This is a genomic window from Muribaculum gordoncarteri (assembly GCF_004803695.1).
In the GTDB taxonomy this organism is placed as follows: Bacteria; Bacteroidota; Bacteroidia; order Bacteroidales; family Muribaculaceae; genus Muribaculum; species Muribaculum gordoncarteri.
The window spans coordinates 906,942-928,420 of sequence record NZ_CP039393.1; the positions used below are offsets into that span (position 1 = coordinate 906,942).

Genomic DNA, 21,479 nt, shown 5'->3' on the forward strand with positions numbered 1-21,479 from the left:
AAACCAACATGGGCAAATAAAGGAAAGGAGCGTAAGACCTTTCGATCTTACGCTCCTTTCTAATGTTTAGTCATCGGTCAAGCCGACTTGAAAAAGCTGTCATTAATAGTTCCACTGGCATGCAACCATCGATAGGCTGCTACATCCGATTGTACGGAAGTCGGTAATGTAGTTGTAACGGCAGTTGATGTAGGTAAGAGCCTGGTCAAATGATACATCAAGCAATGTCAACTGGTTGTTGTTACAGATAAGACGCTGCAGGAATGTCTGGTTGCTCAATGTCAAGCTGGTAAGGTCGTTGTAAGAGCAGTCAACATACTGGATGTTGGGGCAGTTGTCAACGGTGAAGCTTGTCAAGTCGTTGTAAGAGCAAACTACATCGATAAGTGCGCTACAGTCGCGGAGTGCGAGAGTTGCCATACGGTTGTCACTGCAGATGAAGGTGCTCAACGAGGGCAGACCTGAAATAATCATGTTGGAGATTTCGTTGTCGTCGATGTTGAAGTTGGTAAGGTTTTCAACGCCGAAGAGGTTGATTGAGGTCAGCTTGTTGTAACCGCAGTAGAGATTCTTAAGAGCGGTACAGCCTTGTACGTTCAATGCCTCGATGTGGCAACCCTGACAGTTAAGAGTCTTAAGGTTGGTGGCGTTGGCTACACTTAATTCGACAAACAAGTTGTTAGAGCAGTTCAGGTTCTCAAGAAGCGGAGTTCCTGCAATATCAAGGTCGGTCAGACGATTGCGGTAAACTGTAAGCTTTGTAAGGGCGGCATTACCGTCAAGCGTAAGAGTCGAGAGCTTATTGCGTGAAGCGTTGAGTTCTACGAGAGCTGCGTCACCTGCTACTGAGATTGAAGTAATGGCGTTACGCGATACATCCACCTTAGTAAGAGCTGTGAAGCCCGACAGGTCAAGAGTTCCGGCAAGGTGCTTGTCTTTCCATTCGATAGCGGTTACACGTCCGTTAGCTACGGTGACACCTTCCCATGTTGCCGGTGATTTAATGTCAGTGATCTTTAATGCAGTTGCATTTGTTCCACCTTTTTCAGCTGGCTGAGATAAGAAAGCCTGAAGCTGTTTCACCTCGTTCTTGTTCTGAGCGAAAGCGGTCACGCTACCTAGCATGAGGGCAATCATTAATAAAGCTTTTTTCATAAACATTGAAATAGTTGAGTTATAAAATGTTCTTTTTATACCTCTAAAACAATGCCTGTGAGAAAAAGTTTAAAATGCTCCGACTTATTGTGAAAAAAATGTTTTAAGAACCGGCTCTAAAACGGAGGAGGTGTATCTTCGGGCCCTCTCATGATGTCGGCGTCGCCGCCGCTTAGCGTGCCTGTCGATGCAATGGGGTCGCTGTCAAATGTATTTAGCCTTGAACCTACGGTGCTTGTCGATGAAAGTGCCTCGTTGTCCTCCTCGTCCCAGTTCTCAAAACGGGCGAATCGGGCCTTGAACCTAAGCTTTATGTCGTCGACCGAACCCGAACGGTGTTTTGCCACGATAAATTCGGCAAGTCCGCGAATGTCGTTTCCTGCAGCATCCTGGTCGGAGCGGGTGTAGTACTCGGGACGGTGAATGAAGCACACAATGTCGGCATCCTGCTCGATCGCTCCCGACTCTCGGAGGTCGCTGAGCTGAGGACGCTTTCCTTCGTTGCCGGGGCGTGATTCAACCGAGCGGTTGAGCTGCGACAAGGCGACGATGGGAATGTTCAACTCCTTGGCAAGCTGCTTCAAGGAGCGTGATATCATACTCACCTCCTGCTCGCGGCTGCCAAACTTCATGCCCGAGGCGTTCATCAGCTGCAGGTAGTCGATGATTATGAACTTCACCTGATGCTCTCTTACGAGTCGACGGGCTTTGGTTCGTAACTCGAATATCGACAGTGATGGTGTGTCGTCGATGTACATCGGTGCGCTGTAGAGGTGCTTTACGCGTGACATCAGCTGATCCCATTCGATGGGAGTAAGCTGTCCCGACTTTATCTTTTGGCTTTCCAGTTCGCACACATTGCTTATCAGACGGTTTACCAACTGGAGATTGGACATTTCAAGAGAGAATATGGCCACCGGAATGTTGAAGTTGACCGCCATGTTCTTGGCCATCGAGAGCACGAATGCGGTTTTACCCATAGCCGGTCGTGCGGCTATGATTATAAGGTCGGAGTTCTGCCATCCCGAAGTCAACTGGTCGAGCTTGTGATAGCCCGATTCAAGTCCGCTGAGTCCCGATGTACGGTTGGCCGCCGACTGTATCTGCTCGATGGCCTGTCCTATCACGGGGTCGATTTGCGTGACATCTTTCTTTACATTGCGTTGCGAAATCTCAAACAGCTTTCCTTCGGCTTCCTGAAGCAGGTCGTCGACATCGTTGCTCTCATCAAATGCTTTCCCCTCGATTGATGACGCAAAGGTTATGAGCTCGCGTGCAAGGTATTTCTGCGCCACGATTCGGGCGTGAAATTCAACGTGGGCTCCCGAGGCCACTCGTGAGGTAAGCTCCGATATGACTACGGGGCCGCCAACTTCGTCAAGGGTGTTGTTGAGGCGAAGCTGCTCTACCACGGTGAGCATGTCGATGGGCTTCTGCGCCGCGCCGAGGCTCTGGATGGCTTCGTAGATGCGCTGGTGGGCCGGTTCGTAGAAACTTTCAGGTTTCAGGATGTCACACACCGTTGTGTAGGCATCCTTTTCCAGCATGAGGGCTCCGAGTACCGCCTCTTCCACCTCCTTGTCACGCGGCATCATGCGCCCTCCGGTGTCGTAGAGCGATGAGTGCTGAGGTTTTTGGCGTCGTGAGCTATTTGATTGATTGTTTTCGGGCATGTCAATTTATTATATGTTGCAAAGGTACGATTTTTAAATGTTCAAATTAGCTTATCGAATGTTGTTATATGTTAAATGACTGACGGGCCTTATCGTTGCTAAATCAGGATTAAAATAATTTTGTACCTTTGTAAAGTGTGTTAAAAACCGTAATACATCATTAATTATTTTACAATATGTACAATTATTTTAAACCAGTCATTATGTCAACAGCTTTACTCATTGCGGCCGCATCGTGTGCGACTCAACAAGCCGATGATAAAGTTATCGACAAGCCCGACTTGAAAATAACCGACGGTATTTTTTCAGTAGAGGCTCTTGAAGCATTAGGACGAGTGACCGAGCCGGTTGTGTCGCCCGATGAAACCAAAATCCTTTATGGTGTTTCCTACGAAAGCATTGAGGAAAACGCCTCCAACCGCGACCTCTATGTAATGAATGTCGACGGCAGCGATGCCAAGCGCCTGACACGTACACCCAAGTCGGAAAACAATGCCGTGTGGATTAACGGCGGTGCTCAGATTGCATTCCTCTATCCCGATAACGGTGTCAACCAGGTGTGGGTTATGGATGCCGACGGCAACAATCGCAAGTGTGTCAGCAATGTTGAGAACGGAGTCAACGGCTTCCTCATCTCACCCGATGAAAAGCATGTGGTGATGATTGCCAATGTTAAATATACGAAGACAGCTCAGGATGTATATCCCGACCTCCCCAAGGCTTCGGGTCGAATAATTGACGACCTCATGTACAAGCATTGGGACGAGTGGGTGACCGAGATTCCTCATCCCTTCCTCGGCGACTTTGACGGAAACAGCGTCACCAATGTCTACGACATAATGCAGGATGAGCCTTACGAGGCTCCCATGAAGCCGTTTGGCGGCGTCGAGTCGTTTGCTTGGTCGCCCGACAGCAAGCAGCTTATATATGTGTCACGCAAGAAGACCGGAATGGAGTATGCATTGTCGACCAATTCCGACTTGTATCTCTATGACCTCGAATCGAAGACTACCAAGAACATCACCGAGGGCATGATGGGTTACGACACCAATCCTGTCTATTCGCCCGACGGAAAGTATGTGGCATGGCTGAGCATGGAGCATGACGGATATGAAAGCGACAAAAACCGCATTTTTGTAATGGATTGCGCTACCGGTGAAAAGACCGACCTTACAGCTAATTGGGATTACACTGTCGATGCCATATCGTGGGCTCACGATAGCCGCTTCTTATATTTCCTCGCTTGCCGTGACGGTGTTAAGCCCATGTTCTCTATAGGACTTGACGGCACAGTGAGCGTGGTAGCTCAAGGTACTTGCGACTATGACTGCATAGCACCTCTATCCGACGGCCGTGTCATCACAATGCATCACTCTATGATCGCTCCCAACGAGATATATTCTGTTAAGGACGGTGAAGTGACGCAGCTTACCGAAGTCAACAAGGAGCTCCTCAATCAGGTGACCATGCCTACCGTTAAACAGGAAATGGTGACAACGACCGATGGTAAGGAGATGCTCACATGGGTTATCCTGCCTCCCAACTTCGATGAGAGCAAGAAATATCCCGCAGTGCTTTATTGCCAGGGCGGTCCCCAGCAGGCCGTAAGCCAGTTCTGGAGCTACCGTTGGAACTTTGCCGTAATGGCGTCGCACGGTTATGTCATCATCGCTCCCAACCGTCGCGGACTTCCCGGCTTCGGTACTGAGTGGAACGCACAGATATCGGGCGATTACGGCGGCCAGAATATGCGTGACTACTTGAGCGCAGTCGACTACATGAAGGAGAAGCCCTATATCGACGGTGAACACATCGGTGCCGCCGGTGCAAGTTATGGCGGATTCTCGGTATATTGGCTTGCCGGAAATCATGACAAGCGCTTTGCCTGCTTTATCGCTCATGCCGGTATATTCAACACCGAATCACAGTATCTCGAAACTGAGGAGATGTGGTTTGCCAACTGGGACCTCGGCGGCCCGTTCTGGGACAAGTCAAATGCAGTTGCACAGCGCAGCTTTGCCAATTCACCTCATAAATTTGTCGACAAGTGGGATACTCCTATTCTCATAACTCACGGAGAGTATGACTTCCGCATCCTTGCATCGCAGGGCATGATGGCGTTCAATGCCGCTCGCCTGCGTGGTGTTCCGGCTGAAATGCTCATATTCCCCGATGAGAACCACTGGATTTTGAAGCCCCAGAATGCAGTGCTTTGGCAGCGTGTATTCTTCCGTTGGCTCGACCATTGGCTGAAGCCTGAAGCTGCGGTTGAAGAGGCTAAGTAAAGAGCTGAAAACCGACATATATAGCGGGACATATCGCAACGGCGGTGTGTCCCGCTTTTTATTGCTCAAAAAACTTGGCCCTATATGCCTAAAATATGGGCGTTTTTAGCTAATTTTGCACATTAAATAAAAGTAATCAACCCAATAAGTAAAAATTCATTTTACGATGGCAAAAGAATTAAAGGACCTCACCAAACGCAGTGAAGATTATTCAAAATGGTATAACGAACTTGTCACCAAGGCCGATCTCGCCGAGCAGAGCGCAGTGCGCGGATGTATGGTAATCAAGCCTTATGGTTACGCGATATGGGAAAAAATGCAGCAGACACTCGACCGCATGTTTAAGGAAACCGGTGTGCAGAATGCCTATTTCCCGCTATTGATTCCCAAATCATTCCTATGCCGTGAGGCTGAGCACGTTGAAGGTTTCGCCAAGGAGTGTGCTGTCGTTACTCACTATCGACTGAAGAACGACCCCAACGGTAACGGCGTGGTAGTGGATCCTGATGCCCGTCTTGAAGAGGAGCTTATCGTGCGTCCCACTTCCGAAACCATTATATGGGGAACTTATAAGAACTGGATTCACAGCTACCGTGACCTGCCCGTGCTTTGCAATCAGTGGGCCAACGTTATGCGCTGGGAAATGCGTACACGCATGTTCCTCCGCACAGCCGAGTTCTTGTGGCAGGAAGGCCACTGTGCCCATGCTACAGCCGAGGAATCGGAAGCTCGTACCGTACAGATGATTAATCTCTATGCCGATTTTGCTGAAAAGTATATGGCAATGCCCGTCATCAAGGGTGTTAAATCGGCTAACGAACGTTTTGCGGGAGCACTCAACACCTATACCATCGAGGCCATGATGCAGGATGGCAAGGCTTTGCAGTCGGGAACATCGCATAACCTCGGTCAGAATTTCGCAAAGGCATTCGATGTGACATTCATCAATAAGGACAATCAGCCCGAATATGTATGGGCTAACTCATGGGGAGTTTCCACTCGACTTATGGGTGCGTTGATCATGACCCACTCCGACGATAACGGTCTTGTGCTTCCTCCTCACTTGGCTCCTATTCAGGTTGTCATAATCCCCATCTACAAGAACTCCGAGCAGCTTGCCGAGATAAGCAAGACTGTAGAGCCTATTGTCGAGCAACTTCGCGCTCTCGGCATCAGTGTCAAGTATGATGACGCTGAAAATCGCCGTCCCGGATTCAAGTTTGCCGACTATGAGCTGAAGGGTGTTCCCGTGCGTCTTGCAATAGGTGCGCGTGACATTGAGAACGGAACAGTTGAGGTGATGCGTCGTGACACTCTCGAGAAGCAGGTTGAGCCGCTGGATGGCATAGCAGCCCGCGTGCAGGCATTGCTTGAGGAGATACAGACCAATATCTACCAGAAGGCTCTCAAGCATCGTGAGGAGATGACCCGCGAGGTCGACACTTACGAAGAGTTCAAGAAGGAGATCGAGAAGGGCGGATTTATTCTCGCTCACTGGGACGGTACGGTTGAAACCGAGGAGAAGATCAAGGCCGAAACAAAGGCTACGATACGTTGCATACCTCTGGAAGGCGACAAGACTCCCGGTGTGTGCATGGTTACCGGAAAGCCTTCGGCACAGCGCGTAATCTTTGCTCGTAACTATTAATAGATTTTTATTATGTCACTTCCCGTAATCGCAATTGTCATTCCTTGTTACAACGAGGAGGAGGCGCTGCCCATATCGGTGGCACGACTCACCGAGTTGCTTGACCGTATGGCCGCCGACGGGCTCGCATCGCCTGAGAGCTATATAATGTGCAGCAATGACGGTAGCTGTGACCGCACTTGGAATGTAATTACCGAGCTGCATGCAGCCGACAAGCGAGTAAAGGGAATTTCGCTTGCTCACAATCGCGGTCATCAGTACGCGCTGCTTGCCGGACTGATGGCTGTGCGTGACCGCTGCGATGCCGCTATATCGATTGATGCCGATTTGCAGGACGATCCCGAGGCTATCGTAAAGATGGTGCAGGAATTCCGCAAAGGAAAGGAGATTGTCTACGGCGTGCGTTCAAGTCGTGCGTCCGACACGTGGTTCAAGCGCACTACGGCACACGGATTCTACAGCTTCCAGAAGATGATGGGGCTGAACACGATTTACGACCATGCCGACTACAGGCTTATGAGCAACCGGGCGCTCGACATGCTTAGTGATTACGGCGAGAGTAACTTGTTTCTTCGCGGCATAATACCGCAGATAGGACTCGACACCGCTGTGGTCACCTACGAGCGTCACGAGCGAGTGGCGGGTGAGTCAAAGTACCCGCTTGCCAAAATGCTCAGCTTCTCCATCGACGGCATAACCTCGTTTTCGTCAAAGCCTATACGCATCATATTCATGGTGGGACTGATACTGCTCCTTATAGATATAGGTGTGGCAGTGTACGTGCTGTCGGCTTACTTCGCACATAAGACAATATCGGGCTGGACCTCTATAATGATGTCGGTGTGGTTCCTGGGCAGCATCATATTGATGAGCATAGGAATCGTGGGCGAATATATAGGCAAGATATTCATCGAAGTCAAGCATAGACCTCGATTTGCAGTGCGTGACGCTCTTTGGGATTGACCGGGAGCGGGCGAAACAAAAATTAATTCTATAAATCAAGTATACCCTCGGGGAGCGTCATTACGATGTATCGCTCCTCGGGGTTTATTTCATCTATAAGCTCATCGGCTATGGGGATGTATGCAGGCTGTCCGTCGGGACGGTTGATGACAAACAGTGCATTTTCGGTCGAGTCCTCGATGTCGGTTATTGTTCCCACGGGTTCACCGTTGGCATGTACGATTGTATAGCCTATCAGGTCCGATGCATAGAAGCCGTCATCGTCATGGTCGGGTGCAGCCTTCACTTCATCCTCTTTCAGTGCATATATTATGCGGTTGGTGAGCCGGGCGGCATGGCGCTCGTCATCTATTTCGTCAATTTTAATCAGCACCGTTTCAGTGCGTTTCGGGCGTAGTGAGTCGATGAAAAACGGCACGTATATACCGTCGACATCCATCACTATTCGGTTTATGGCCTCAATGTCGACATCCTCGTCGATGAATGCCGATATCTCCCCGTTTATGCCGTGGGGCTTGCCAAACTTGCCTATTTCGATGATTTGCTCCGAAGTTATCATTCTGTCGATTAGTTGGAAACTCTCATGATGTTTGCGCCTATGGCATTCAATCGCTTGTCGATGTTTTCATAGCCGCGGTCAATCTGGTCGATGTTATGTATGTGGCTTGTGCCTCGTGCGCTCATTGCCGCGATAAGCATTGCGATACCGGCACGAATATCGGGCGAAACCATGTTGGTGGCTCTTAGCGAGTTCAGTCGTCCCGAACCTATGACTGCGGCACGGTGCGGGTCGCACAATATGATTTGGGCTCCCATGTCGATGAGCTTGTCCACGAAGAAGAGTCGGCTTTCAAACATTTTCTGGTGTATGAGCACGCTGCCTCGAGCCTGGGTGGCCACTACGAGAAACACGCTGAGAAGGTCGGGGGAGAGTCCGGGCCACGGGGCGTCGGCAAATGTCATTATCGAACCGTCCATGAAGGTGTCAATCTCATATCCGTCATGTTGAGGTATTACGATGTCGTCGCCTTTGACCTGAAGTTCGATGCCGAGGCGCTTGAAGCTGTCGGGCATTATTCCGAGGTCGTTGTAGCTTACATTTTTCAGTGTGATGTGACTTCCCGTCATTGCGGCCATGCCTATGAAGCTGCCTATCTCGATCATGTCGGGGAGTATTCGGTGGGTTGTGCCGTGAAGCGATTCCACGCCATGGATTGTCAGCAGATTGGAGCCGATGCCTTCTATCTTTGCACCCATTCGGCACAACATTCGGCACAGCTGCTGGATATAGGGCTCACAAGCCGCATTGTATATGGTCGTGGTGCCTTTGGCAAGGACTGCGGCCATGATTATGTTGGCTGTTCCGGTCACCGAAGCCTCGTCGAGAAGCATGTAGGTGCCTTTGAGTTCGTTGGCTCTGATTTCGTAGGCGTGTTGCTCGGTGTTGTATTCAAATTCAGCTCCGAGCTTGTTTATACCGATGAAGTGGGTGTCGAGGCGTCGGCGGCCTATCTTGTCGCCTCCGGGCTTAGGGAGTACGGCATAGCCGAAACGTGCCACCATGGGACCCACAAACATTACCGAACCGCGCAGCGATGCCGATTTCTTGATGTATTCGGGCGTGGTGATGTAATCGAGGTTTATGTCGGAGGCTTGAAACGAGTAGGTGTTGGGCGAAATCTTCTCGACTTTCACTCCCATCTCGCAAAGCATTGATATGAGATTGTTTATGTCGAGAATATCGGGAATGTTCTCGACTGTTACCTTGTCGGGGGTCAACAAGGTGGCACAAAGTATCTGCAACGCTTCGTTCTTGGCTCCTTGCGGGGTGATTTCTCCATCAAGGCGGTGTCCGCCTTCGACAATGAATGTACTCATGGTATAAAGGAATTTTATTTTTTCTTTTTCTTCTTGGAAGTTGTAGGAGCTGGAGCTGCCTTGAATTCATGTAGATGATAGGTTGCCGGATCAAGGCGTATGGCTCCGTGGCTGTACATGGCCAGATCCTTGAATATCTTTGCGTCGTCGACTCCGTCGGGATTCACGGCGAGCATGAGTTTCTTCATGTGGTTGGCGATAAGCCTTATCAGTGCGTCACGCTCCTCGTTATCCTCCATCGTAGCCGCCTTGGCTATCATCAGTTCGATGCTTTTGCCGTAATGGCGCATCTTTATCGGTGACAGTTGATAGTCTATTCGATCGGGACGAGTTTCCAGATTCTCAGGGCGTATAATGTCGCACGGATAGTCTATGTCAAGCTTGAAGTCGCTCATTATTGCGAGATGATCCCACAGCTTGTGCTTGAAATCGTCGACATCGCGCAGCTGTGGAAACAGGTTGCCCATCGAGTTGATAATCGAGTAGGCGCATGCGGTGCGTTCTTCCCTGTCCTCGATTGTGAGGCAATGGTCGACCATCTGCTGGATGTTGCGTCCGTATTCGGGCAATATGAGTTTTTTAAGTTGAGTATTGTATGTAAGCATTTCTATCGGTTTTGCTAATGTGTCCAAAGTTACCATAAAATAAGCAAATTGGCAACTATTTTTGTTCACTGCGTTAAAAAAATAGACATCCGCACTGTCGTTAAAGAGCAGTGCGGATGCCGTGTATGTCGTTTGTGTCGATGTGTATTACATGTTCATTCCACCGTCAACCTGAATTACCTGACCGGTAACATAGCTTGACATGTCGGAAGCGAGGAATACGGCTACATCGGCGATGTCGCCAACCTGGCCGCCACGGCGCAAGGGGATTTTCTTAACCCATTCGGCACGAATGTCATCGGGTAGGGCGGCAGTCATGGCGGTTTCGATAAATCCGGGAGCTATGGCGTTGGCGCGTATGCCGCGTGAGCCTACTTCCTGGGCTATCGACTTGGCGAGGGCGATAAGTCCAGCCTTTGAGGCTGCATAGTTGGCCTGTCCGGCGTTTCCGTGTACACCTACTACCGATGCCATATTGATTATTGAGCCGCCGCGCTGACGCATCATTATGGGGAGAACGGCGTTGATGAAGTTGAAGGCACTCTTAAGGTTCACTGCTATCACGGCGTCCCATTGAGCCTCGGTCATGCGCATCATGAGGCCGTCCTTGGTTATACCTGCGTTGTTTACGAGGATATCTATCGAACCGAAATCCTTGTGTACTTCGGCTACAACTTCCTTGGTCTGGGCGAAATCGGCTGCATTTGAAGCGTAACCCTTTACTTTTACGCCGAGAGCTTCGATTTCCTTTTCAGTGGCTTTGCCGTTTTCATCGATGGCGAGGTCGGTGAATGCAATGTTGGCTCCTTCCTGAGCGAAACGCAGGGCGAGAGCTTTACCGATACCACGTGCGGCACCTGTGATAAGTGCTGTCTTTCCTTCGAGTAATTTCATCTGTTATCGAGTTTTTGGTTATTGTATATTTAATCTAATCAGGTGCAAAAGTAACGAAATAATGTCGTATATCCAAAATTATCGCTTCCCGAGCGAGAATGACACGTAGCCTATGTCGCTGAGATAGCTCAGTATTTTGCCTATAAGCAGCGTGAGTTCGGTGTCGCGTCGTGCCGAGCCGGTTGGCATCGTCGCGCGAAGCGCTTGTGCCAGCGACTCCAGATGCTCGGGCCCGAAGCCCTTGACTGCCGTAAGATACATCAGCGGATTGTCGTCGACAAGCAGCCTGTCAAGATCGATGTCGAGCCCGTCCGACAGCTCCTTGCGGCAGCAGTCGTATGCATTTTCGACCGTGTTGCCGCTTTTGCCTATGCCGAGTTTGATGAGGAGTGCTCCTATTACGGTCGCAATCTTTTCTACTTCACGCTTGATGTAGTCGGCCATTACACTTCAAGAAGGAATGCTCCACATGAATATCCGCCGCCGAATACGGTGAGTCCCACTTTGTCGCCCTTCTTGAACTTGTCGCGGTTTTGTGCGAATACAAGTGCGCAGCTTGCCGAACCGGTGTTGCCGAGCTCCTCGATGTTGTTGAGAAAGTGTTCGTCCGACAGGTTGAGCTGATGAGCCACCTGTGCCACGATTCGCTTGTTGGCCTGATGTGTTATGATGTAGTCGAGATCGGCGGGAGTCAGGTTGTGGGGTGCTGTGGCATTTTCAAGCGCTACAAGCATCTGGTGACATGCGTTTACAAATACGTCGCGTCCGTCGGGCATCTCGATGCCGCCTTCTTTGGGACGGAGCACCACGCCTTCGGGGCCTTTGCCTATGTCACCGAGTCCGCGGGTGAATACCTCCTTGACGGCAATGTCGCTGTCGGCGGTCTTGTCCTTCGACAGGAAGTAGGCTACTGCGGCGTCACCCCAGAGATGTCCCGATTTCGGGTCGCTTTCATTGGAGTAATATGTATTGTGCTCCGAGCACACGAGGAGTGCCTTTGTCGCCTTTCCGGCTGCGAAGTATGTTTCGATGATTTCAAGACCGTTGACAAATGACGAGCATGCGGCCGATACATATATTGCGCGTGCGTTGGTTATGCCATATTCGCGTTGCGCTATGTGGGCGAGGGTAGCCACGGTGTCGTAGGGAGAGTAAGAGGCTGATACTATCAGGTCGACATCCTTTATGTCGTAGGGCAGATGTTTGATGGCATCGGCAATTGCGGCCAGACCCATCGAGTTGTGTCCTTCGCCTTCTCCGGCTTTGGAGCGAGTCTTTATTCCTGTGCGTTTATATATCCAGTCGCTTGTTAATCCGTTGACTTCAAGGAAATGGTCGTTGTCGACGCGTCCCTCGGGGACGTAATATCCTGTGGCGTTTATATACATAATCGTTTGAGTTTATTTCTTTATACCGTTTATTATGAATTGCTTGATTTGATTGCGAAGTTTCGATGCATCGACTCCCATTTGCTCGAAGTTGGCTCGCATATACGACAACTCTATGCCCTGAAACAGCATTATCATCGTCGAATATACTCCGTCGACTTTCTCCGGGTCAAATTCTCCTGTCTTCAAGCCGTCGCGTATTATCTGACGGAGCATCTCCATCTCCTTTTCGACAGCAAGATTGCGTATGCGTTCGACGCGCTTTACTTCGCGTATGAAAAGAGTGCGCAACATGGCGTTGTCCTGATGATGGTGAACGGTTTCCACTACAATATCAAATCGCTTGTCGATGTAGCTCATCAGTTTTTCGGTCGGCTTCAGATCGGTTGCCAACACTTCGCGCAGTCGGGTTACAAGTTGTTCGCTCTCTTTCTCTACAACTGCATTGTAGATTTCTCGTTTATTCTTGAAATAGGTGTAGATGGTGCGGCGACCCTTCTCCGAAGCGTTGGCAATGTCGTTCATAGTGGTATTTTCGATACCCTTACGAGCGAACAGCTGTCTTGCTACTTCAATAAGCTTTTCACGAGTCTTGATTGCCATAAATATTGCACAAATTAGAATAAACTGTGCGAAATTAAACATTTTTCGTCACATACAAGCAATTTTCATAGCTAAAACTAATGAATTTTGTAAAAATATATAAAAATAGCAACGATTATTTAGAGCCGGTTCGACGATAAATGTTAACGGCAGGGCGGTCAATTGTTGAGTGATTTTCTTTAGCTCTTGAGGGAGCGATGGGGCTCCATCGTGACCGAAAGAGATGAAGAAAAGCGCCAACGAGTGGCCGAGGCGAAGGTAACTTTCGTCCCATCAAATATCGGGGCAGCATCTTCCACTGACATCCGGTGTAAACCAAATATGCAATAGCTGTGAATATCTTATAGGGGTCTGTCCGTTCCTTTCCAAGGAAGCCTGACAAAAACTTACGGATGCGCTTCCGCCGGCAATGTTTAAACTTTATTTTCATGGAGCCAATGATTCATGTTACTGAGATATAACACAAATCAAACCTTTTCCCTTTTGGTTGAACCAAAATTACCATCGCCTCGCATATTGCGGGCGCTTTTCCGTCTGTTTGTCAGTCGTGTACATCCAGTACACTCCTTCCTCGCAGACCAAAAAACGCTCCGCACTATGCGACCCTGCCGTTAATATTTATTGTCGAACCGACTCTTAGCCTGTTTGTAAGGTTAAAATATACCGTGGAGTCGCTGTTTCGTGGAATTTATGTAATTTTGAAGCATGAAACATTTGATTGCTTTTCTATTTTTGAGCTTTGCGTTATGTGCCGGTGCTGCGTCACCAATAGTGTTCAAGGGTGATGAGGCTGCGCTTGAGGGCATATACGTTATGGAGCTTGCCACCGGAAAATGCCTGAAGTCCTATAATGCCGAGAAGGCGTTTACTCCGGCATCGGTTACAAAGTGCCTCACTGCAGCGTCGGCTGTGAGAATGTTGGGTAAGGATAGTCCGTTCACTACTGCCGTCACATTGCATGGCGAGATCGTCGACGGAGTGTTGTCGGGAAATGTCGTGGTGCATGGCTGCGGCGATCCAACGTTGGAGTCGGGGAGTTTTCCATCTAACAAGGGTTTTGTAAATGACATTGTTGCCTGGGTGCGTCAACAGGGCATTGACTCAATAGCCGGGGAGGTTTTGGTCGACAACGGCGGATTTCCCGAAATAGGCGTGTCGCCCTATTGGTTGCTTGAGGACATTGCCTGGGAATATGGTGCGGGACTCTATGGCTTGAACTATAAGGACAACAGTTTCTCGATGCGTTTGTATCCCGGCGACGGGTCGACGGGTGTCGACACTACACCGGCCGTTCCGGGGCTTGAAGTTGTCAATTCACTGCGCAGCGGCTCAAAGGGCGATGTCATGGCAATGCGAGGCGAGGGCTCCTATATATTAAATGTGTATGGCACCGTCAGGGGCGAGAGTTATGCGTCACGCTATTCGATGCCCTATCCTGACTTTGTGTTGCGTGACGAAATTGTCGATGCACTGGGTAGTGCCGGCATCGGGTGCGGCAACGAGTTCATGGAGGTCAAGGTTAATGGCATCACTCCGTTAAGGCACAAGTCGCCGTTGCGCGACGAGATATTGCGCGTAATGATGCTTAAGAGCAATAACCTTTTTGCTGAGGGAATGTTGCGCTCGCTTTCGTCGGCCAAGGGGCTGCACACTGCCGATGCCGCTCTTGAGGTACAGAGTGATTATTGGAAGGGTGAAGGCGTCGACTTCTCCTCGATAAAGGTGTGTGACGGTAGCGGACTTGCGCGCACCAACCGTTTCACCCCGAAGTTTCTTGGTGACATATTGGCTAAGATGTCGTCTGACAAGGATTATGTGTCATTGTTCCCGTTGGCGGGAAAGGAGGGCACTGTAAGGTCGCTTCTTGCCGACACGAGGCTTGCCGGACGGTTGGCACTGAAGTCGGGCAGCATGAACGGTGTGCTGTGCTATGCCGGTTACAAGCTTGACGCCTCACGCCGTCCCACCCATGTGGTTGTCATAATGGTGAACGGTTTTAATTGTCGTGCGGCCGATGTGCGTGTCGCTATACGCAAGTATCTGCTCACCCTGTTTTGATGCGGCGATGCACGCTCTGGTGGCTGAAACGGGCAAAATTGCCCATAATGCTTAAAATATATTAAAAAAGGTGGCCAAAGCAGAAATGATTTTGGCCGCCGATTTTTTAATGTGTGAAAAAAGCATTAACTTTGTGCGCAATAAATTCTACACAGTATGTCATTTATTGCAGATAGAGTAAAAATGGACGGTCTTACATTTGACGATGTCCTTTTGATTCCGGCCTATTCGGAAGTCTTACCGCGGTGTGTTGACCTTACCACCAAGTTTTCACGAAACATAACATTGAATGTACCACTGGTTTCGGCCGCTATGGACACGGTGACCGAGGCTCGTCTTGCCATTGCCATTGCTCGCGAGGGTGGTATCGGTGTTATCCACAAAAACATGTCGATAGCCGAGCAGGCTCGTCAGGTACATGCCGTTAAGCGTGCCGAAAACGGTATGATATACGATCCTGTCACCATCAAGCGCGGAAGCACCGTAAGGGATGCCTTGGCCATGATGGAGGAATTCCACATCGGTGGTATTCCCGTTGTTGATGACGACCGTAAGCTTGTAGGTATCGTTACCAATCGTGATTTGCGTTTCGAGCAGAACCTCAACCGCCTTATCGATGAGGTGATGACATCAAAGAACCTTGTCACGACTTCACAGACCACCAATCTTGAAGAGGCTGCAAGCATACTCCAACAGCATAAGATAGAGAAGTTGCCCGTAGTTGACAATGAAGGTCGACTTGTGGGCCTCGTTACATATAAGGACATAACCAAGGCTAAGGACAAGCCCAATGCCTGCAAGGACGCTCTTGGCCGTCTTCGTGTAGCCGCCGGCGTGGGTGTGACTCCCGATGTCATGGACCGCGTGGATGCACTCGTGGCTGCCGGTGTCGATGCAATCGTTATCGACACGGCTCATGGTCACAGCGCAGGTGTGGTCGGCGTGCTCCGCAGCGTTAAGGAAAAGTACCCCAACATCGACGTGGTTGTCGGCAACATTGCAACAGGCGAAGCTGCCAAGTTCCTTGTCGAGAACGGTGCCGACGGCGTTAAGGTGGGCATCGGTCCGGGCTCTATATGCACAACTCGAGTTATTGCCGGTGTGGGAGTTCCTCAGTTGTCGGCTGTCTACGATGTTGCCAAGGCTCTTGAGGGAACCAATGTTCCGTTGATTGCCGATGGCGGCATCCGTTACTCGGGTGACATTGTAAAGGCTCTTGCCGCAGGTGCTTATTCGGTTATGCTCGGCGGTATGCTTGCCGGTGTTGAGGAGTCGCCCGGCGACACTATCATCTACAACGGCCGTAAGTATAAGGCTTATCGCGGCATGGGTTCGCTTGAGGCTATGGAGAAGGGTTCAAAGGACCGCTATTTCCAGGCAGGTGAAACCGATACCCGCAAGCTTGTTCCCGAAGGAATTGCCGCCCGTGTTCCGTTCAAGGGCTCGCTCTATGAGGTTACCTATCAGATGCTCGGCGGCTTGAGAGCCGGTATGGGCTACTGCGGAGCCAAGAACATCGATAAGCTGCATAGTGCCAAGTTTACACGCATCACCAATGCCGGAGTGGCCGAGAGCCATCCTCACGATGTGGCTATCACCAGCGAGGCACCCAACTATAGTGCGTCACATCAGTAATTCATTGCTTTAACATAAATGAGAGAGGCATGTCACGGTAAACCGCCGCAGCATGCCTCTCTCGATTTTGAATCGATAGTTCAAAAAAGCTTAAATATCTCATAAAAGTCAATAAAAATCCAATAAAGGAGTTGCCTTATTTGAATTTTTAGTAAATTTGAAGCTTGATTGCCATATACATTAAGATGAATGTAATACGTTACATAGCTTTCATGCCTCTCATTATCGCTTTCGCCGCCTGCAGTGGCACCGAATCCGATTCGGTGGAGGATGATGTATTGGTGAGGGTAGGCGCATCGACGCTTACAGCCGATGATTTGGCATCGAATATTCCTTATGGATTGTCACGCGACGACAGCGTGAAGTTTACACGTGCCTATATCCGCACGTGGATTGACAATAAGCTGGTAGGGGAGATTGCCGCACGCAACATCTCCGACACAAAGCGCATCGACAAGCTTGTCGAGGATTATCGAAACGAGTTGCTGATGTGGGAATATCGCCGTCAGATGTATGCCGAGCATGCCGCCGAAAGCATTCCGGTTGACACTTTGAGAGCATTCTACGAAGCCAATAAATCGGATTTCAAGCTGAAGAGTCCGCTTGTAAAAGGCATCTACATTAAGGTCCCCAAGGATGCGGCGGGGCTGTCGGATGTGCGTAAATGGTATCGCTCCGACAAGGCCGCCGACATCGACAATCTTGAGAAATACGGATTGAGCGAAGCGATTCATTACGACTATTTTCGTGACCGATGGATTGCATGGGAAGAGGTCGAAGCCAAAATCCCCTTTGACTTCGGCGGTTCGCCCGACGCCTTTCTGAGTCGTAACAAGACATTTGAAACCACGCGTGACGGATATGTGTATCTGCTGAGCGTGAGTGAATATATGCCGTCGGGTTCCGTTTCCCCCTTTGAGGCGGCTGCCGAGAGCATAAGGGAACTGCTTATGAGCCGTACACGTGTTGACTATGACCGTGAACTGCGACAGCAACTTTATGACCAGGGGCTGAAGGACGGTGACATCGAGGTGCATGTCGACCTGGGGTTGAACGATGCCAAGCAATGATAGTTAACTTAATACTGCTAACCAAGAATAGAAATTATATAAAGTGAAACTAAACAAAGCAATCACATTATTTGCAGCCGCCGGGGTGGCGATCGCTGCTATAGCGCAAAACAACAATGTCATTGAAGAAGTGGCATGGTGGATAGGCGATCAGCCCATCTATAAGTCGGAAGTCGAGGAGATGTATCAGACCATGCTCTATGAGCGTGCCAACATAGACGGTGATCCCTATTGCGTGATTCCCGAACAACTCGCTATCGAGAAGCTTTTCTTGCATCAGGCCGAACTTGATACGGTCGAGGTTTCCGAGGGTGCAGTTTCACAGCGTGTGGAAATGCAGATCAACTATCTTATCAATGAGCTTGGAACTCAGGAGAAGGTTGAGCAGTTCTATCGTCGTCCGTTGCCTCAGATACGTGAAACGATGATGGAGTCTATGCGTAATCGATATAAGGTGCAGGAGGTGCAGGCCAATCTCACCAAGGACATCAAGACCACACCCTCCGATGTCCGCAAATATTTCTCGGGACTTCCTCAGGACAGTATTCCTTTCGTGCCCATGCAGGTGGAGGTGCAGATTCTCACTATAAATCCCGTGATTCCGCGAGAGGAAATCGAGGAGGTCAAGTCGCGACTGCGTGACTATGCCGATAAGGTCAATAAGGGCGAAGCCGATTTCTCGACTCTTGCCATTCTCCACTCCGAGGCACAGGACGGTTCGGGTATGCGAGGCGGTGAAACCGGATTCCTCGGTCGCGGTCATCTCGAGCCTGAGTATGCCGCTGCCGCTTTTAACCTGAATGACACCAAGAAGGTGTCCAAGATAGTTGAAACAACCTATGGCTACCACATAATTCAGCTTATCGAGAAGCGCGGCGACCGCATCAACACCCGACACATCCTGCTGCGCCCGAAGGTTGCTGAAAAGGATCTTACCGACGCTATAAACCGACTCGATTCAGTGCGCTCCGACATTCTTGCCGAGAAGTTCACCTTTGAGGATGCTGTAGCGGGTTTGTCGCAGGATAAGAATACACGATTCAACCGCGGATTGATGGTGAATGGCGAAACCGGTACTACTCGATTCCAGATGGGTGAACTGCCGCAGGAGGTGAGCCGCGCAGTAAACACCATGTCGATAGGCGAGGTGTCGAAGCCGTTCATCATGTCGGATCCCACCAACAACCGTGAGATAGTGGTTATCGTGAAACTGGCCGACCGCATCGATGGACATCGCGCGACATTGAGCGACGACTACCAGATGATAAAGAACATGTACGAAAACTCGTTGCGCAATAAGATAATTGCCGAGTGGATCGACAAGAAAATCAAGGATACCTACGTGCGCATCGAGGATGGATGGCGCGACTGTGATTTCCAGCACGATGGCTGGTTGAAGCGAAACAAAAATCAGTGATTTAGATGAATCGTAATAACGACCGACATAATTTATACTCAGGGCATAGAAGGAGTCTTATCCTTCTATGCCTTTTGGGTATTCTTGTCCCGTCGATAGTTTTTGGCAGTCAAGGTTTGCAGCGGCAGGGACAGTCGCCTTTGGCAACCAATGATACTTTGGCGATAAAGCCTACCATTCCATCGGCTAATCGTCACACCGAAGGTCGTGTGTTTCTTGAACGTGCCGACAAGCTGTTGATGGATGAGAAGGTCAGCACCGAATATCAGGTGCTGATAGGTAACGTGCAGTTCCGAAAGGGCGATATGTTCATGTTCTGTGACAGCGCTCATTTCTACGAAGCGTCAAGCTCGTTGAACGCTTTTGGAAATGTGAGGATGGAGCAGGGCGACACCCTGTTTGTATATGCTGACGAGCTTGACTATAACGGTGCCGATGAACTTGCCACTTTCTACGGCGATGACATAAATCCGGTGCGACTTATTAATAAGGATGTCGAATTGGAAACTTATACTTTCTATTACGACATTGCGTCGAATATCGGTTACTATGACAACGAGGGCAAGATTACCGATGCCGAGAATCAGTTGACTTCGGGTTACGGACAATACAGCCCCGATACCAAGGATGCCGAGTTCCGCGAGCATGTGGTGCTGAACGACATTGAGGATAAGGACTTCCGCATGACTACCGAAACTCTGCTTTACAATACCGGCACCCATATAGCACGCATCGTTAGCCCCACGACTATTGTCACCGACAGTGCAACCGTCTACTCAAGTAACGGTATCTATAATACTGACATGGGCTTCTCGGAACTCTTTGACCGGTCGCTTATCGTCACCGAGGGAGGCAGCACATTGACAGGCGACACCATATACTACGACCAGAAAGCCGGTTTTGGCGAGGCTTTCGGCAACATGGTGCTTACCGACTCGGTTAGGCAGACAATGCTTGAGGGCAACTACGGCTGTTACTTTGAGAAACAGGACAGCGCATTTGCCACCAATCGTGCCCGAATCCTTGAATACAGCAAGGGCGACACTCTCTATATGCATGGCGACACGATACGTTCCTATGTGTTGCACGACGACTCCACCCATGTCATGACGGCCTATCCGCGTGTGCGTTTTTGGCGAGTCGACATCCAGGGACTTTGCGATTCGTTAAGCTTCATGGAGCGTGACTCCACCCTCTATATGCACCGTCATCCCATTGTGTGGAATGAGGCGCGTCAGATATTCGGAAATGTGATATATGTGCATTTCAATGACTCCACGGTCGATTGGGCCAAGTTGCCCGAGTTCGGTTTTACGGCCGAGCATGTAGGCGAGGAGTTTTACAATCAGCTTAGCGGAAAGGAGATGCTGGCGACATTTGTCGACGGCAATATGCGCAGGCTCGATGTAAGCGGCAATGTCGAGGTGGTGATGTTGCCAGAGGAGAGCGACTCTACCATAAACAAGATAGTGAATTCCGAGAGTAGCTTCCTTACAGCCGATTTCTCTGCCGGGCCAATGCAGGTAGAGCGTATAAAGATGTGGCCTGAAGTCACGGGAACGGCTACACCTCTTTATTTGGCCAAGAAGTCGATATTCTATCTCTCCAATTTCCAATGGTATGAAGCGTTGCGTCCAAAGGATAAGGATGACATATTCAACATTCCTCCCGAAATGGAGGCATTGTTGAACGAGCCCGATCCATCGGTTAGAAAACGACGGGTCGATTAGCGGTATCCGCGCATCGGCGCAATGAATGCGTCGGGAATGTGTTCAATCGTATAGTTGTCGGGATTTCCGATGACAATGACAATATCAAACTGCACCTCATGGGGCAGTTTGTGTTGTTTTACATAGCTGTTGGCGGCGGCGCATATTCGTCCTATCTTGCGTGAGTTTATCGATTGAACGGGATCGACCTTGAGGTCGGAACGCGTCTTGACCTCGATGAATATGATGCGGTTGCCCTTGGTGGCTATAAGGTCGATTTCAAAATGCCCTTGCCGGGTGTCACGCTCAACCATCGTGTAACCTTGCACGAGAAGATACTCGTAGGCCACCTGTTCGCCCCATTTCCCAAGTTCGTTATGTTGTGCCATGTCATGTTGATGTTGATTAAGGGCAAACATAGGAATAATTATCCGATAATTTGTGCGTTTTCAATCGATTTAATTGAAGCGTAAACGTTATGCAATATTTTTGACACAG

18 protein-coding genes are annotated in these 21,479 nt (G+C 49.8%); 8 read left to right on the forward strand and 10 right to left on the reverse strand.

Features of this window, described 5'->3' with window-relative positions:
• Nucleotides 1-102: 102 nt before the first annotated feature.
• A complete protein-coding gene (locus tag E7746_RS03965; RefSeq protein WP_136409908.1) occupies nt 103-1,155 on the reverse strand; it encodes a leucine-rich repeat domain-containing protein in 1,053 nt (350 codons plus the stop codon).
• A 116-nt stretch (nt 1,156-1,271) separates the two neighbouring features.
• Nucleotides 1,272-2,828, reverse strand: coding sequence for a replicative DNA helicase (gene dnaB / locus E7746_RS03970; protein WP_136409909.1), 1,557 nt, complete (start codon nt 2,826-2,828; stop codon nt 1,272-1,274).
• 203 nt (nt 2,829-3,031) lie between these two features.
• Here dnaB and E7746_RS03975 point away from each other — a divergent pair, with 203 nt between their 5' ends.
• The 3 genes from E7746_RS03975 to E7746_RS03985 all read left to right on the forward strand — a co-directional run bounded on the left by E7746_RS03975 (nt 3,032) and on the right by E7746_RS03985 (nt 7,724).
• Nucleotides 3,032-5,113 (forward strand): S9 family peptidase, encoded by a 2,082-nt coding sequence (locus tag E7746_RS03975; RefSeq protein ID WP_136409910.1) that lies wholly within the window; start codon nt 3,032-3,034, stop codon nt 5,111-5,113.
• Nucleotides 5,114-5,279: 166 nt separating this feature from the next.
• Nucleotides 5,280-6,761, forward strand: coding sequence for a proline--tRNA ligase (gene proS, locus E7746_RS03980; RefSeq protein ID WP_136409911.1), 1,482 nt, complete (start codon nt 5,280-5,282; stop codon nt 6,759-6,761).
• Nucleotides 6,762-6,773: 12 nt separating this feature from the next.
• The gene (locus E7746_RS03985) at nt 6,774-7,724 is read left to right on the forward strand and encodes a glycosyltransferase family 2 protein (RefSeq protein ID WP_168184293.1); all 951 of its coding nucleotides are present in this window, start codon (nt 6,774-6,776) and stop codon (nt 7,722-7,724) included.
• Nucleotides 7,725-7,752: 28 nt separating this feature from the next.
• On the opposite strand, the gene rimM is transcribed toward E7746_RS03985, so the two are convergent.
• From rimM to E7746_RS04020, 7 genes are all read right to left on the reverse strand, one after another.
• A complete protein-coding gene (rimM, locus tag E7746_RS03990; protein ID WP_136409913.1) occupies nt 7,753-8,283 on the reverse strand; it encodes a ribosome maturation factor RimM in 531 nt (176 codons plus the stop codon).
• An 8-nt stretch (nt 8,284-8,291) separates the two neighbouring features.
• Nucleotides 8,292-9,602, reverse strand: a complete 1,311-nt coding sequence (gene murA / locus E7746_RS03995) for a UDP-N-acetylglucosamine 1-carboxyvinyltransferase (protein ID WP_136409914.1) — start codon at nt 9,600-9,602, stop codon at nt 8,292-8,294.
• Between the two features lie 14 nt (nt 9,603-9,616).
• Entirely contained in the window at nt 9,617-10,207 is a 591-nt protein-coding gene (locus E7746_RS04000) for a DUF4290 domain-containing protein (RefSeq protein WP_123396182.1), read from the reverse strand.
• A gap of 147 nt (nt 10,208-10,354) precedes the next feature.
• A complete protein-coding gene (fabG, locus tag E7746_RS04005; protein ID WP_136409915.1) occupies nt 10,355-11,101 on the reverse strand; it encodes a 3-oxoacyl-[acyl-carrier-protein] reductase in 747 nt (248 codons plus the stop codon).
• A 78-nt stretch (nt 11,102-11,179) separates the two neighbouring features.
• A complete protein-coding gene (locus tag E7746_RS04010; protein ID WP_136409916.1) occupies nt 11,180-11,545 on the reverse strand; it encodes a hypothetical protein in 366 nt (121 codons plus the stop codon).
• Complete coding sequence (locus E7746_RS04015) at nt 11,545-12,489, reverse strand: 3-oxoacyl-ACP synthase III family protein (RefSeq protein ID WP_136409917.1); 945 nt, start codon at nt 12,487-12,489, stop codon at nt 11,545-11,547. Before E7746_RS04015 ends, E7746_RS04010 begins: the two co-directional genes overlap by 1 nt.
• 12 nt (nt 12,490-12,501) lie before the next feature.
• Complete coding sequence (locus E7746_RS04020; RefSeq protein WP_168184294.1) at nt 12,502-13,092, reverse strand: TetR/AcrR family transcriptional regulator; 591 nt, start codon at nt 13,090-13,092, stop codon at nt 12,502-12,504.
• A 705-nt stretch (nt 13,093-13,797) separates the two neighbouring features.
• Here E7746_RS04020 and dacB point away from each other — a divergent pair.
• The 5 genes from dacB to E7746_RS04050 all read left to right on the forward strand — a co-directional run bounded on the left by dacB (nt 13,798) and on the right by E7746_RS04050 (nt 21,002).
• Nucleotides 13,798-15,150, forward strand: a complete 1,353-nt coding sequence (gene dacB, locus E7746_RS04030; RefSeq protein ID WP_136409919.1) for a D-alanyl-D-alanine carboxypeptidase/D-alanyl-D-alanine endopeptidase — start codon at nt 13,798-13,800, stop codon at nt 15,148-15,150.
• Between the two features lie 156 nt (nt 15,151-15,306).
• Complete coding sequence (guaB, locus tag E7746_RS04035; RefSeq protein ID WP_136409920.1) at nt 15,307-16,785, forward strand: IMP dehydrogenase; 1,479 nt, start codon at nt 15,307-15,309, stop codon at nt 16,783-16,785.
• 185 nt (nt 16,786-16,970) lie between these two features.
• Nucleotides 16,971-17,855 carry a peptidylprolyl isomerase gene (locus E7746_RS04040; protein WP_136409921.1) on the forward strand — a complete coding sequence of 295 codons (885 nt, stop codon included), beginning with the start codon at nt 16,971-16,973 and terminating at the stop codon, nt 17,853-17,855.
• 43 nt (nt 17,856-17,898) lie between these two features.
• Nucleotides 17,899-19,272: a peptidylprolyl isomerase gene (locus tag E7746_RS04045; protein WP_238337324.1), complete on the forward strand. Its 1,374-nt coding sequence runs from the start codon at nt 17,899-17,901 to the stop codon at nt 19,270-19,272.
• Between the two features lie 140 nt (nt 19,273-19,412).
• Nucleotides 19,413-21,002, forward strand: a complete 1,590-nt coding sequence (locus tag E7746_RS04050; RefSeq protein ID WP_238337325.1) for an OstA-like protein — start codon at nt 19,413-19,415, stop codon at nt 21,000-21,002.
• Here the strand turns inward: E7746_RS04050 and E7746_RS04055 are convergent.
• A complete protein-coding gene (locus tag E7746_RS04055; RefSeq protein WP_135946069.1) occupies nt 20,999-21,370 on the reverse strand; it encodes a YraN family protein in 372 nt (123 codons plus the stop codon). The genes E7746_RS04050 and E7746_RS04055 overlap by 4 nt on opposite strands.
• Nucleotides 21,371-21,479: the final 109 nt, after the last annotated feature.